Genomic DNA, 13,911 nt, shown 5'->3' on the forward strand with positions numbered 1-13,911 from the left:
CTCCAGATAGTATTTGCAACAGAAAATAAAGGCACCCAATTTTTGGATGCCTCTTCAAGCGACTGAAAGCTCAGTTTATTTATTGAGATTGACTCAATAAAATTATTCTTCCCACCAAACATCAAACAGCTCAGAAACGACGACGTCATTCATGCCTTTTGATTTTAGCCAATTTTCAACAATTTGACGGTGCTCTTCGGTACATTTGCCAATTTTTTGTAAGCAAACGATCCCTTCCCAGTTCATATAGCCACTTGCTTCAAACGCCAAACCATTAGGTTCAATCGCTTCTGCAATCAGTTGGTCAACGGTGCTGTCAACTTCCTCAATCGGCGTACCTTCTTTAAAGCTCCACTTAACAGTAAAGCCTAACTCTTGGAACTCATCCAAGCGTAATTTTTTACGTAAACGACGACTACGTGGTTGTTTAGCCATTATTTGATCCTCTCAAACATTAAATCCCATACACCGTGCCCTAACCGCTGGCCGCGCTTTTCAAATTTTGTTTCTGGTCTTGTTTCTGGACGAGGAACGTAATCACCTGATGGTGATAAGTTTTTATACCCTTCGACACTCGTCATCACTTCAAGCATGTGCTCTGCATAAGGCTGCCAATCTGTTGCCATATGGAAAACACCGCCGATAGCTAGTTTGCTACGAATTTTTTCTGCAAACGGAACTTGCACAATACGGCGCTTATTATGTTTCGCTTTATGCCATGGGTCAGGGAAAAATAACTGAACCATCGCAAGGCTGCCGTTTGGGATCATGCAGTCTAAAACTTCTATTGCATCATGGCACATCACCCGTAAATTGGTGACGTTTTCTTCTTTTGCTGATGCTAAACATGCGCCAACACCGGGAGCATGAACTTCAATACCTAAAAAGTTTTTATCTGCATTTTGAGATGCCATGGTCACCAATGAGGCGCCCATCCCAAACCCAATTTCCAAGGTAACTGGATTTGAGTTATTGAATACTTTGGCAAAATCAAAAGGTTCATTGATAAAATCGATGCCTTTTTCTGCCCATTCTTTTTCTAATGCGTCTTCCTGACGTTTTGTCAGACGCCCTTGACGGCGGACAAAACTACGGACTCGGCGCATAACCCGCCCATCTTCATTATATTCGGGGGAGATAACATTATTGATCATAATAAAGGTTCTAAAATGAGTGCCCAATTAAGTTAATGTGCCAACAATCAAGTTTATAAGGTGATTGGTTACCAAACCTATCAATTTACAGCCCTAAATGCCCAAGTTGTAGTGATTAACTTTACCCTTGAGGCATGATGGATATCGGAGTTTAGCAAAACTTCCACAAGGATGCAGTTGATAATTCGCTAACTTTACACTAAACAACACAATAGCGGTTTACAGCCCCCTTCGTCTATGTTGCAATTCCTACCATGACTGGAAATATCAATAAAAAATAAAATTATTAATGGAAGCTCAACAATTTTCATCTGCAGTACTTAACTGGTATCACAAATATGGTCGTAAGACGTTGCCATGGCAACAGGAAAAATCGTCTTACCATGTTTGGTTATCAGAAGTTATGCTGCAACAAACCCAAGTGAGTACTGTAATCCCTTATTTTGAGAAGTTTATCTCTCGCTTTGAGGATGTGACCGCCCTTGCCAACGCTCCTCTTGATGAAGTTTTGCACTTATGGACAGGGCTCGGCTATTACGCCCGGGCTAGAAATCTCCATAAAACCGCTCAAGTGATCGCGACTCAATATGGTGGCTCATTTCCCACTACATTTGATGAGGTTTTAGCGCTGCCCGGGGTTGGCCGGTCCACTGCTGGGGCAATTTTATCATTATCGCAAAAACAGCATTACCCTATCCTCGATGGTAATGTTAAACGCGTATTAGCTCGAGCTTATGCGGTTGATGGCTGGCCGGGTAAAAAAGAAGTCGAAAACCGTTTGTGGGAAATCAGCACTGATGTCACCCCACAAGTGGGAGTTGAATTTTTTAACCAAGCGATGATGGATTTAGGCGCAATGATCTGCACTCGCAGTAAACCAAAATGCGAACTATGCCCGCTTAATTTTGGCTGTATGGCCTATGCTAATCATTCATGGCAAAACTACCCAGGTAAAAAACCAAAACAGAAAATCCCTGAAAAGAGTGCTTGGTTTCTAATTATTCAGCACGACGATGATGTGTGGTTAGAACAACGCCCACCATCCGGTATTTGGGGGGGATTATTTGCCTTTCCACAGTTTGATTCTTTAGAGCAACTCAATGATTGGCTGAACGAATCTGGCTTTGAGTATACTCAATTAGAGCAATTAATTTCTTTCCGTCACACATTTAGCCATTTTCATTTAGATATTATCCCTGTAAAAGTTAAGATTCAGGCATTTAATTCTGCCATGGATGAAGGCAAAGGACTCTGGTATAACTTACACTTAGGCGCAACTATCGGCCTTGCTGCCCCAGTTGAAAGTTTACTAAAACAGCTCGCCTTACTACCTGATATTTGAGGAAAAATTAATGAGTAGAACCATTTTTTGTACATTTTTACAACGTGATGCAGATGGGCAAGATTTTCAGCTTTACCCAGGTGAGTTAGGAAAACGTATTTTTAACGAGATTTCAAAAGAGGCGTGGAGCCAGTGGATGGCAAAGCAAACCATGCTCATTAATGAAAAGAAACTTAATACGATGAACCCTGATGACCGTAAAATGTTAGAACAAGAAATGATTAAGTTCTTGTTTGAAGGCCACGATATCCATATTGATGGCTATACACCTGAAAAATAATCTGTTTGTCTACCTACTTAGTAGGTAGACTTTTGCCCCAAGACTGTGAATCGTATGAAAAAACTATTTGCGCTGAGTTTGTTGATCCCTCTAATTATTTCTTGTTCTAGCAAGCAAAAATCTGACTTTAACCCTGATTATGTCAAAGATACCAATGGGTTCGATATATTAATGGGTCAATTTGCCCACAATATTGAAAATATTTGGGGCATTAAAGAAGTATTAATTGCGGGTCCAAAAGACTACGTAAAATATACCGATGAATACCGAACTCGTAGCCATATTAATTTTGATGCAGGGACCATTACGGTTGAGACTATTTCAGCGGTAGAGCCTTCACAGCACTTAAAGAAAGCTATTGTCACCACCTTATTAATGGGGGACGACCCCAATTCCATTGACCTCTATTCTGATATCAATGATATTCCTCACAGCAAAGAACCCTTTTTATTTGGCCAAGTGCTCGATAACACAGGAGAAGCGATTCGTTGGGAATGGAGAGCCACAAAGTTTGCTGATTATCTGATTGAAAATAAAATGCAGCGCAGACAGTCTGGTATGAATATTGTTTGGTCCGTGACTATGCAATTAGTACCAAACCATTTAGATAAACGGGCTCATAAATATTTACCTTATATTAAGAAATCTGCGGCCAAATATGGTGTTGATGAGTCATTAATCCTCGCGATTATGCAAATTGAGTCGAGTTTCAACCCTTATGCAGTTAGCCGCTCTGATGCGCTTGGTTTAATGCAAATTATGCCAAATACCGCCGGCAAAGATGTTTTCCGCTCACAAGGGAAATCTGGTGTTCCTAGCCGTAGCTATTTGTTTGACCCAGAAAAAAATATTGATACGGGTACGGCTTACTTAGCTATATTGCAGAACAGCTACTTAGGCGATATTCGTAATCAAACCTCACGCCGTTATGCTGTTATTACCGCATATAATGGCGGCGCAGGCAGCGTTCTGCGGGTGTTCCACAGCGATAAAAAGCAAGCCGCGCAGCGTATTAATAATTTAGAACCGGGTGAAGTGTATGAAACCTTGTCCACTAAGCACCCTGCTGCAGAGTCACGTAATTACCTGATTAAAGTGAACAAAGCACAGAAAAATTATCTACGTTAAAATTTTCCAATAGTGAATGCCAGCCAAAATCTGATTTAAGGCTGGCATTAGTCATTAACCTTAATAATTTTATGTGTTTTCGATTAAAAACTAGCTAACATGTTGAAAAAAAGCGCATACAGTCAAAAGTTTATTGAAAGCACCTTGACTCAACCAATGAAATCAGGTTTAATACGCTCCGTTGCCCGGATAGCTCAGTCGGTAGAGCAGGGGATTGAAAATCCCCGTGTCCTTGGTTCGATTCCGAGTCCGGGCACCACTTATTTAAAGAACCCGCCCAAAAGGCGGGTTTTTGCTTTGTATCTACCTATAAAATTACTGAGCAAAACGCTCTTCATCACAAATTACTTTTGCGAAGAAGATAGCTTGTGCGGATAAAATTGAAAAGTAATGACGCCTTATCATATGATTATCCGCTGATTTAAAACTCTAATTAAACCGATATTTATCTCTCGCCTTGCGTATCAACTAATAACCGTTGGTTAATATATTCAATCGTTTCATCTATCGTCATGATTTTGTTCACAACGTTAGTAATACCTTGCCCAATAATGACTTCAGCTTGGCGTAAATTAAACAACTTACCGTTTGGAATTGAAGACTCACGGATCCCTCGGTTTATTTCTTGATACGCCAGCGGCATCCATGGATAACGATAGCAAATCTCTTGATTATGGCTGAAATCTTGGTGATTACTGTTGCCACCCAATAATATGAGGTGATCCATTACTATCGGTGAATAGAGCCAACGATAAAATTGTTCTGCATAATGAGTTTTTTGGCTATAGCGAGAAACCCCTAATGCTCCCCCCCCCAATTGAGGAATTCCCCCAGGTACAGAAGCAAAGCCAATTTTAGGGAAAATATTACTATAAGCGACATCGTTAAATAGGTTCATATAAGCAATTAACATGGCTAGTTTTCCTTGCTCAAATTGCTCGACGGATTCACTCCACCATTTATTATGAATATTTTCTGTCATAGAAACCTGATGAAGGTATTCATTTAATACTTGACCCGCTAATGGCATTTCTAACCTAGGAATATGGCCATTACTTATCAATTTTCCGCCAGCGGCGTAATACCTTAATAAATACTCAGTGGCAATTAACCCTGCACTACCTAACGTCGTTGATGCACCAATAGGCCGTAAAAACTCACCTTCTTCATGTAGCTCTGTGAAAAATTGAGTTACCTGATCATATTCAGTAAAAGAAGTGGGTACTATTAGTTCTTGCCCTGTTTTCTCGTAATACATTCTTTTTAAAATAGGATCTTCAAAGAGATCTTTACGATAAAACAACATTTGCGCACTGGCATCAAATGGCATGGCATAAGCAGTATCATTCACCAAACTATATTTTTGCTGAGTCGGTAAGGAAAAGTTATTTAATAAATCAGTCACCCCTCTTCCTACTTTATCTAATGGTTGTAGGATGCGCTCCGCAAACCAGGGAAAACAGGCCATATCGATACGTAGTAAATCATAATAAGGGTGTAAATGGAGTTGCCCTAATATCTGATAAACTTCATCATAAGGATAAACCGCTAAATTAACCTTAATTCCTGTTTGTCTATAAAAATGTGGCAGTAGTTTTTTAAGTGCGTTTGTTGAAGGACTCGGTAAAATGAGTAAATTCAGGGTTGGATCAGATTTATTGTCAGTAATTATTGCCGATGTTGCCGTATAAAGGTTACCACTTTGATTACGAACATAGACAGTATTTGTCCCCACAGTTTTCTTTTCATGATCTTCTCTCATCAGTTCATCGACCACTTCCAACCCTAATTGTGCATAGTTCATTGGGAAGCAATGTAACCCTTTTAGTATAGGAGGAATGTTACCGCTTAAAGCAAAAATTGCGGGGCAATCACCTTCGCTACCAAAAAAACTTGCTTGGGTTAAAAAACTCGCTTTTTCAATGTCTTCAGCAACAAATAAATCAGGAATCTGCTCTCCAGAGAAAAAATCAAAAGCCGCCTTATAAGATTCATCATTAGAAGCACGAATAATAATAAATTTTTTATTCGGAGCCTTCTGTTTAAGGTTATTTTGTAACTCACTGACAAAAGTGGCGTTCTCTAGATTTCCATGATCATCACTAAAAATACCTACTAATTGACTTCGACTTGTGGCTATTTGTTGGCATATCGCATCAGTTGCCTGAGAGTAATCCAGTGTGAAAAAGTGGTAAGCATTTGTGGGCTGACGGTAAATAAAAATAATTTGAGACGCCGCTAATTTTAAGGTATCAAAATAGATAGTGGCATCCTGCAAACAACTGACTGCCACTACTTGCCTATAACCACCTGCCGCAATTTTTTGTAATGCATCTAGTTCTGTCGTTTCCAGATCATCCGTCAAGAATAGATCATAAGTTATCTCTGGATACTGAGCCATTGATTGCCTAAATGAATTAAAAAATATTGCATACTTATCAGACAATAATTGCGGTAATAGTATTGCTATCTTCTGACTCTTATTGGTTCTCAATAATTGAGCTTGTGTATTTAGCTGATACCCCATTTGCTTTGCTGCTTTATAGACTGCTTCAATTTTTTCAACACTCACATTTCCCCGTTTATTCAATACGTTAGAAACAGTTCCATGAGAAACACCTGCTAATTTTGCGATATCTTTGATTGTTGCCATCTGTTTTTTTCACCTTGGTTGTTGCTACCAATAGCATACCTGAATTATTTATCACGACTACTGATAATTACTTTGAACGTTCCATAATTAATTCGTTTATAAAGCAAGCTAGTAATATAAATACTTTTTTATTGCCATTTTCCAATGCAAAAATAAAAATTAATAAAATCAATATCATTTAAAATATTCTTTGAATGAGATCACTGATCAAAATAACATTTATTGGCAAAAGTAATCACCAATATTATTATTGGAACGTTCAAATATCCTTGTTTTTTATTTGAATGCCAACATCAGGGTTAAAAAAATACATATAAAACAATAAAATATAGGTAATTATTATGAAAATTCACTTCTTAGGCACCGCGGCTTCTGAAGGTATACCAAATCCTTTCTGCCGTTGTGAGCACTGCCAGAGAGCAAGAGAACTCGGGGGGAAAGATATTAGAACCCATTCTTCCGCTATTGTAGATGATCTTATGCTGATCGATGTTTCCCCGACATTTAGCTATCAGTTAATGCGTGATGGAATGGATGCAACCAAGTTTGAAAGCCTGCTATTTACCCATACTCACCCTGACCATTTTAATGTCGGTGATTTATTTAGCCGCATGGAAGGTTATGGTTTTGAAATTTACCATCCATTACATATTTTTGGTAATGACCGAGCAATTAATGGCTGCCTTGATGTTCTGCCTGGCTATAGCAAAGAACGTTTCGATTTCCACTGCTTAATCCCTTTTGTCACTGTAGAAAGAAATGGTTATAAAATTACGCCATTACTCGCAAACCATGCTAAATGGGAATTATGCTACGTCTATCACATTGAAAAAGCTGGGAAAGCTATTTTTTATGGACATGATTCAGGTTGGTTCCCTGAATTAACATGGAAATGGTTGGAAAATAAACAGCTTGATATCGTCGTATTTGAATGCACTTACGGGCTCAATGGGAAAAATCGTACAGATAATCACATGAGCTTAGAAACTGTATTTGCAGCCAAAGAAAAACTGCAACAACAAGGCTGCCTACATTCGGAAACTCAAATTGCTGTTTCACATATTTCCCATAGCGGCAAATTACTTCATGAAGAATTAGAAGCAGTTTGTGCACCTTATAATATCCGCGTTGCTTATGACGGATTAACGCTAGAAGCACATTAAGAGGAAAACTAATCATGGATATGAAAATAACCTCTCGCTTACTCATTATGATGTTTGTGCAATATTTCATGCAAGGCGCATGGAATATGACCATGGGACTCGTGTTAAGTACTTATGGGATGGCAAATATTATTGGTAATGCCTACGCTTTATTAGGTGTGGCAACCATTATTTCTCCTTTATTTATTGGTATGGTTGCAGACCGCTTCTTTGCCTCACAAAAGGTAATGGGAACACTGCATTTAATTAATGCGGCCGTTATTCTATGTGTTCCTCAATTTATTGAGGCACAAAATAGCGGTATGACCCTGTTTATGATTTTCATTATTGGGCTACTGTTTTATCCAACAACTGCACTCTCTAATAGCATCAGCTTCTCTCATATTAATGGCGTGAAATATTTCCCTATTATTCGTGTATTTGGCACATTCGGTTTTATGGCTATCGGATTTATATTAGGAGAAATGGGCTTTTCAGGTAGTACCATGACTTGGTATATCGCATCAGCTGTTGCTGTATTATTAGGCTTTTACTGCTTTACTTTGCCAAATACACCGCCAAAAGCGAAAGGTAAACCTTTCTCCGCTAGAGATATTCTATGCTTAGATGCACTTTCATTATTCAAAGACCGCTATTTCGCTATCTTAATGTTTAGCATCTTTGTATTAATGATACCGAAAACAGCTTACTCCGCTTATATTCCTGTATTTATTAAAACACTGGGATTCGATAATGCGGCATCTATCATGCAAATTGGTATTGCATGTGAAGTCCTATTTATGTTCGTTCTGTCCTTCTTTTTAATGAAGTTCGGTTTCAAAATTACCTTACTTCTTGGCGCGGTAAGTTGGATTATTCGCTCAATGCTATTCTCCTATGCCGCAGTAGATTCCGGTTTTTACTTCATTATTATAGGGTTGATGCTTCAAGGATTATGCTGGGACTTCTTCTTTACAGCAGGTGATATCTACGTTGACCGTAAAGCCAAACCTGAGATCAGAGCGCAAGCTCAGGGTTTACGCTTTATTGTTTCAAATGGCTTTGGCTTATTATTTGCTTCAACAATTTGTGGTGAAATCTTTAATTCAACTGTCACAGAGACAGGTAGCGCAGCATTGCCACAATGGGAAACTTTCTGGCATTATCCTGCCATCGTCGCGGCTGTAGTTACTGTTTTCTTTATCTTCTTCTTTAAAGATGATGTGTCTAAAAAGAAAAATAACGAAGACGAAAAAGTAGTAAATAACGTTGCTATACCCAAATAATTTGAGTTGCAGGTAGGCGACAAGCAAAGATAGACGGGGAGCATAGATAAACTATGTGACTCGGCTAGCGGAGTGTAGTCAATACCGCTGCAACTTGAAGGATTACCAGTATACACAGTAAAAATCAAGGAAAGGGTAAGGCTACGTCAGGAGCAAGCCATGGATTTATTTATACAGTTTGTTGACACCATTGGCCCTTTATCACTATCAAGTATTTCTAAACTGTTGGCCGCCTTTGTTTTAGGCGGCTTAATTGGCCTAGAACGTGAATCAAAGGGAAAGCCTGTTGGTTTTAAAACTTGTGTCATTATTGCCGTTGCTAGCTGTTTATTAACCATAGTTTCTATTCAGTCAGCGGAGTATTACGCCAATATCTCTGACAATATACGTAGCGACCCAATGAGATTAGCTGCACAAATAATTAGTGGAGTAGGCTTTCTAGGTGCTGGCGTTATATTACATCGGCGTGATGATGCAATTTCAGGCCTAACAACCGCAGCCATTGTTTGGGCATCTGCCGGTGTTGGAATTGCATGCGGTTCGGGGTTCTACTGGCATGCGGTCATAGTTACAGTTCTTTTTTTCTTAGCAATACAACTCAGCCCCCAAGTTGCATTATTTCAGATGAAAAACCAAAAACTAGGAAAAATTAAAGTTCGTATGCTATTTACTCATGAAAAAGGTGTACCTTTACTTATTGAGTATCTAAAAAACCATAAGGACTTAATTGAGAATCTCACTATCAGAGATATCAAGAAAGAGCGCGTCGAGGTAAATTTAAAGCTATTAGTACGCCAAAAAATCACTTTACCTGAATTTTACTGTTCTTTAAAACAGTTGGAATATGTGCATTCTGTTTCTCTAGATCATTAATTTTCTCACTTTTAAGGTGTTATATTTCCGCTAAATAAAAGGCGAATTACTTAAATAACCTGCTTATATTCGCAGGTTATTTACTTATAAATTACCTTTCCCCACTATAAATTCCGTAAATCCTCTGGAATATTTTTTTTCAAAATACGCCAAAAATCCTCTGCGGTTTTATTTAGCCGTGTATCCATGCGGTAGATATACGCTTGGATAGGTATCGTTAATTCGGGTGTATCCAAACAAACAAGTTTTTTTTCTTTCAATTCATTCACTACAGAATAAATGGGTAACCATGCTATACCATGGCCATCCAAAGCCATATTTTTTAGTAACTCACTCATTGATGACATAAAAAGTGTTTTTGAATTGATCGCACCAAACTCACTTAACCGACGATTAACTAATCTTCCCATATATGAAGCACTGGTGTAATTCAACAATGGCACTTGAGGTTGATAGATATCAAATAGCGGCTTACCCTGCTCATCCGCTGCACAAATTGGGTATAATTCAGATTCAAATACATTCAATGAGGAAAATGGTGATTGCATTAAATCTTCATCATAAAATGAGATAATAAAATCACTTTTCCCTTCTCTCAATGTGTTCACAACTTGTACGACATCAATAGCCTCAACATGGTAAACAAATTCTCCACCGTAACCAGACAGCCCGTGAACTAATTTTGGGAGCAATGTTAACGACAACGAATGAGCTGCAGCAATTTTAATATTCGGTAGGCTCAATACATTATGGCCGGATAATTCATTTAAGTTACATTCCAGTTGTTGTAATAAACTACGCGCTTGAGAATGAAAAATTTTGCCCTCTTCAGACAACTGTAAAGGAGACGTCGTTCTATCAAATAATTCAACGCCAATGGCTTCCTCTAAAGCTTTAATACGACGGCTAAATGCGGGCTGAGAAATACTTCGCTGTTCTGCTGCATGAGAAAAATGTCGGCACGATTCTAGTGTTAAAAAATCATATAGCCATTTTGTTTCTATATTTTTCATCTTATTAAGCCTTAAATTGACTTGCTGTTAAAATATAAAAAATCAAAAGTATTTTTATTGATATTTTAAGTTAATGACTAGTTAAATAATCAAACTAAATTTGTAGTGGCGTTATTTGTATTATGCATAGCCCTACCATTTAAAACATTAACAAAAATCAAAAATTAATTTCATTTGATTTTTTTAATCCATAGAACCCAGTCTATTCAGGCTTTCAGAGCCATTTATAAAAATGCTTTTATTTTGAATAAAAACTCTTAATGCATATCTTGCATCAAACCATACTTACTTGCATTTCTCATTTTAGATAAACATTGATAAATATTAACCACAGGCTAGGCAGTTATAAATAAGTTAATAACCATTTTAACATTAAAGTATATGTTAAATAAATTAATAAAGATAAGTGCTTATTGTTTTTTATTTTATAAAAAGACTAATGAAATGCAGGGGTATTAAAATGAAAGGCTTAATTGGTGTATTAGGTGGTATGGGGCCTGCCGCTACTGTCGATTTATTTAATAAATTCGTAAATTATACCGTGGTAAATAGAGACCAAGAGCATATTCCTTTAATTATATCATCTATTCCTGATATACCAGACCGAACGGACGCACTATTAAACCATGGTGAATCTCCTCTACCTTTAATGACTGACTATTTGAGAAAGCTAGAAAATGCAGGTGCCGAATGCATTGTTATACCTTGTAATACCGCACATTTTTGGTTTAGTGAACTGAAAGAGGTTTGCCACGTCGATATGCTAAGTATCGTTGAAACGACAATGAAAGAGGTACTAGCAACTAAGAAAAAAAATATCGGATTACTTGCAACAAATGCCACCATATATATGGGGTTATACCAAAAAAACATAGAGAGCAATTATTTAAATTGCATTACTCCTGATAAAAAAAGCCAAGAAAATGTAATGGAAAGCATTTATTTATTAAAGTCAGGAAATAAAAAAATGGCTGAGTCCATTATGAAAAAACAAGCTGAGACATTATTTTCTCGAGGAGCTGAAGTTATTGTTCTTGGCTGTACCGAAGTCCCCGTCATTCTTGCAAATGAAATAAATAATTATCCAGATAAATATATCGACTCAACCAGCTCATTAGTCAGAGCAAGTATTCACTGGTATGAAAACAGAGTCGGAAAACAAAATTTAATGATAAATAAAAATATTTAACTTATATCAATTATCAAAAATTAATTTTTCAATATTACTAATGACAATATATTGTCTATTGGAGACGATTATGGTTTGGCTAGAAATCATTGTTGTATTAGGTGCAATATTCTTTGGCATTCGCATGGGCGGAATAGGTATAGGACTCTGTGGTGGATTAGGATTAGCTGTATTAACCATCGGGTTTGGTTTACCCATTGGATCACCCCCTGTTGATGTTATTTTAATTATTATGACGGTCGTGGTAGCAGCTTCTGCATTACAAGCTGCTGGTGGGATGGATTATCTAGTACGCCTAGCCAGTAAATTTATGCGTAAAAATCCTAAGTATTTAAATATAATCGCACCAATCACCACTTGGGTGATGACTATCATGGCTGGTACAGGTTTCATTGTGTTTTCTATGCTGCCTGTGATAGCGGAAATTGCGAAAGATTCGGGTATCCGGCCATCAAGAACATTAGCAGGCTCAGTGGTTGCCTCACAAATTGCTATTTCTGGCTCTCCAATCAGTGCAGCAATGGCTGCGATGTTGACAATTATGGAAGGTAACGGCATCACTTTTATCGTTGTCATGTCAGTATGTTTACCCGCCTCTTTTGTTGCTGCTATGGTTGCTGCCTTTATTGCATCGCGTCAAGGCTGCGAACTTGAAAACGATGAGGTCTATTTAGAACGTTTACAAAAAGGCTTAGTGCATAAGTACGAAGAGAAAAAAGGCGAGAGCACAACGAGAGAAAAATTCTCTGTTGTTCTATTCATTATTGCCACTATTGCTATCGTGATCCTCGCTGCATTCCCACAATTACGTCCTGGTTTTGATATCGGTAAGCCGATGGGAACACGAGATATCATCATCATTTGTATGCTAAGTGCAGCATGTTTGATGGTAGTTTTCTGTAAAACATCACCGGATTCCATTGTACTAGCACCAACATTCCGCTCAGGAATGAGTTCTCTTGCGGTGATCCTCGGAATCGTGACATTAGGCACTACTTTTGTTGATGCCCATATGGACCAAATCAAGGCCATCGCAGGAGATGTGTTATCTGCATATCCTATTTTATTGGCTTTAGTTCTGTTCTTAACCTGTGCCTTGTTATATTCACAAGGTGCCACAACACCGTTAATTATTCCATTAGCCATTGCCTTAGATGTCCCAACATGGGCAATATTGGCCTCTTTTGTCGCCGTCACCGGGGTATTTGTCTTACCCACTTACCCAACATCATTAGCAGCCATTGAATTCGACTCTACAGGGTCTACTCGGGTTGGAAAATATATTTTAAATCACCCTTTTATGCTACCAGGGCTAGGTGGAATTATTGCAGGTGTCGCCTTCGGTTTTATCATTGCACCAATGATTGTCTAACACTAGGATGTGAGGTCTCCTCACCCCTTTAGAATATAACGAAATGATTTTATTGACAAAATGAAGTTAAACTTTGGCTCTATTTAGCTTTATACTTTGCTTAATTGGCAAAATACAATTACAAGGTATAAAGCTATTTTTTTAATACCTATAGATATATCTGCAAAGAAAATATTATAGCAACGTATCAAAATGACTCATTACTCTATTTAATTTTTTAAATTAAATTTTATAAATTAAAAATAATGTCCTGTTAACCACTCAATATCTCTTTATTAAATGTAGTTTAAATTTGTTTTCATTCAAAAGTGTGAGCTGAAATGTTTTTGCATGAAATATTCACTTCTGAAAATAGTTAAAATAATTATACTCGGCTTCATATTCATTTCTTAAAAAAACAGAATAAGGAATGAATTAAGATTTTTATTATGATTTTCATCATGTTACAAAGTCAGTTTCGGCAGTCTCATTTCCCAATG

12 protein-coding genes and 1 tRNA gene are annotated in these 13,911 nt (G+C 37.7%); 9 read left to right on the forward strand and 4 right to left on the reverse strand.

All coding sequences use genetic code 11. The annotated features are described in order from the left end of the window. Positions 1-102: 102 nt before the first annotated feature. Positions 103-435, reverse strand: coding sequence for a YggL family protein (locus tag PR834_RS09660; RefSeq protein WP_004264672.1), 333 nt, complete (start codon positions 433-435; stop codon positions 103-105). After that, a complete protein-coding gene (trmB, locus tag PR834_RS09665) occupies positions 435-1,154 on the reverse strand; it encodes a tRNA (guanosine(46)-N7)-methyltransferase TrmB (RefSeq protein WP_004264669.1) in 720 nt (239 codons plus the stop codon). The genes PR834_RS09660 and trmB overlap by 1 nt, the downstream gene beginning before the upstream one ends. 289 nt (positions 1,155-1,443) lie before the next feature. Here trmB and mutY point away from each other — a divergent pair, with 289 nt between their 5' ends. The 4 genes from mutY to PR834_RS09685 all read left to right on the forward strand — a co-directional run bounded on the left by mutY (position 1,444) and on the right by PR834_RS09685 (position 4,163). Then, positions 1,444-2,496, forward strand: a complete 1,053-nt coding sequence (gene mutY / locus PR834_RS09670) for an A/G-specific adenine glycosylase (protein WP_112307878.1) — start codon at positions 1,444-1,446, stop codon at positions 2,494-2,496. Between the two features lie 10 nt (positions 2,497-2,506). Beyond that, positions 2,507-2,776 (forward strand): oxidative damage protection protein, encoded by a 270-nt coding sequence (locus tag PR834_RS09675; protein ID WP_042848738.1) that lies wholly within the window; start codon positions 2,507-2,509, stop codon positions 2,774-2,776. Positions 2,777-2,830: 54 nt separating this feature from the next. Continuing rightward, complete coding sequence (gene mltC, locus PR834_RS09680) at positions 2,831-3,904, forward strand: membrane-bound lytic murein transglycosylase MltC (RefSeq protein ID WP_004264664.1); 1,074 nt, start codon at positions 2,831-2,833, stop codon at positions 3,902-3,904. 183 nt (positions 3,905-4,087) lie between these two features. Continuing rightward, a tRNA-Phe gene (locus PR834_RS09685) sits at positions 4,088-4,163 on the forward strand. A 186-nt stretch (positions 4,164-4,349) separates the two neighbouring features. Here PR834_RS09685 and PR834_RS09690 read toward each other — a convergent pair. After that, on the reverse strand, positions 4,350-6,557 hold the full coding sequence (locus tag PR834_RS09690) for an extracellular solute-binding protein (protein ID WP_112307877.1): 2,208 nt from the start codon (positions 6,555-6,557) through the stop codon (positions 4,350-4,352). 341 nt (positions 6,558-6,898) lie between these two features. Between PR834_RS09690 and PR834_RS09695 the strand changes: the two genes are divergently transcribed. From PR834_RS09695 to PR834_RS09705, 3 genes are all read left to right on the forward strand, one after another. After that, positions 6,899-7,720 carry an MBL fold metallo-hydrolase gene (locus PR834_RS09695; RefSeq protein WP_112307876.1) on the forward strand — a complete coding sequence of 274 codons (822 nt, stop codon included), beginning with the start codon at positions 6,899-6,901 and terminating at the stop codon, positions 7,718-7,720. A 14-nt stretch (positions 7,721-7,734) separates the two neighbouring features. Next, the gene (locus PR834_RS09700; protein ID WP_272536617.1) at positions 7,735-8,985 is read left to right on the forward strand and encodes an MFS transporter; all 1,251 of its coding nucleotides are present in this window, start codon (positions 7,735-7,737) and stop codon (positions 8,983-8,985) included. A 159-nt stretch (positions 8,986-9,144) separates the two neighbouring features. Continuing rightward, positions 9,145-9,858, forward strand: coding sequence for an MgtC/SapB family protein (locus PR834_RS09705; RefSeq protein WP_004905226.1), 714 nt, complete (start codon positions 9,145-9,147; stop codon positions 9,856-9,858). A gap of 104 nt (positions 9,859-9,962) precedes the next feature. Here PR834_RS09705 and hypT read toward each other — a convergent pair whose 3' ends face one another. Beyond that, the gene (gene hypT, locus PR834_RS09710; protein ID WP_004905229.1) at positions 9,963-10,871 is read right to left on the reverse strand and encodes a hypochlorite stress DNA-binding transcriptional regulator HypT; all 909 of its coding nucleotides are present in this window, start codon (positions 10,869-10,871) and stop codon (positions 9,963-9,965) included. 460 nt (positions 10,872-11,331) lie between these two features. Between hypT and PR834_RS09715 the strand changes: the two genes are divergently transcribed. Both PR834_RS09715 and PR834_RS09720 read left to right on the forward strand, forming a co-directional pair. Continuing rightward, complete coding sequence (locus PR834_RS09715) at positions 11,332-12,060, forward strand: aspartate/glutamate racemase family protein (RefSeq protein WP_153673747.1); 729 nt, start codon at positions 11,332-11,334, stop codon at positions 12,058-12,060. A 70-nt stretch (positions 12,061-12,130) separates the two neighbouring features. Further along, positions 12,131-13,432 carry an anaerobic C4-dicarboxylate transporter gene (locus PR834_RS09720; RefSeq protein ID WP_094963063.1) on the forward strand — a complete coding sequence of 434 codons (1,302 nt, stop codon included), beginning with the start codon at positions 12,131-12,133 and terminating at the stop codon, positions 13,430-13,432. Positions 13,433-13,911: the final 479 nt, after the last annotated feature.

Origin of the sequence: Providencia sp. PROV182, assembly GCF_028480325.1 — a bacterium.
In the GTDB taxonomy this organism is placed as follows: Bacteria; Pseudomonadota; Gammaproteobacteria; order Enterobacterales; family Enterobacteriaceae; genus Providencia; species Providencia hangzhouensis.

Coding starts and splice junctions, on each gene's coding strand:
- PR834_RS09660 (WP_004264672.1), bottom strand. CDS start 435: ATGGCTAAACAACCACGTAGTCGTCGTTTACGTAAAAAATTACGCTTG.
- trmB (WP_004264669.1), bottom strand. CDS start 1,154: ATGATCAATAATGTTATCTCCCCCGAATATAATGAAGATGGGCGGGTT.
- mutY (WP_112307878.1), top strand. CDS start 1,444: ATGGAAGCTCAACAATTTTCATCTGCAGTACTTAACTGGTATCACAAA.
- PR834_RS09675 (WP_042848738.1), top strand. CDS start 2,507: ATGAGTAGAACCATTTTTTGTACATTTTTACAACGTGATGCAGATGGG.
- mltC (WP_004264664.1), top strand. CDS start 2,831: ATGAAAAAACTATTTGCGCTGAGTTTGTTGATCCCTCTAATTATTTCT.
- PR834_RS09690 (WP_112307877.1), bottom strand. CDS start 6,557: ATGGCAACAATCAAAGATATCGCAAAATTAGCAGGTGTTTCTCATGGA.
- PR834_RS09695 (WP_112307876.1), top strand. CDS start 6,899: ATGAAAATTCACTTCTTAGGCACCGCGGCTTCTGAAGGTATACCAAAT.
- PR834_RS09700 (WP_272536617.1), top strand. CDS start 7,735: ATGGATATGAAAATAACCTCTCGCTTACTCATTATGATGTTTGTGCAA.
- PR834_RS09705 (WP_004905226.1), top strand. CDS start 9,145: ATGGATTTATTTATACAGTTTGTTGACACCATTGGCCCTTTATCACTA.
- hypT (WP_004905229.1), bottom strand. CDS start 10,871: ATGAAAAATATAGAAACAAAATGGCTATATGATTTTTTAACACTAGAA.
- PR834_RS09715 (WP_153673747.1), top strand. CDS start 11,332: ATGAAAGGCTTAATTGGTGTATTAGGTGGTATGGGGCCTGCCGCTACT.
- PR834_RS09720 (WP_094963063.1), top strand. CDS start 12,131: ATGGTTTGGCTAGAAATCATTGTTGTATTAGGTGCAATATTCTTTGGC.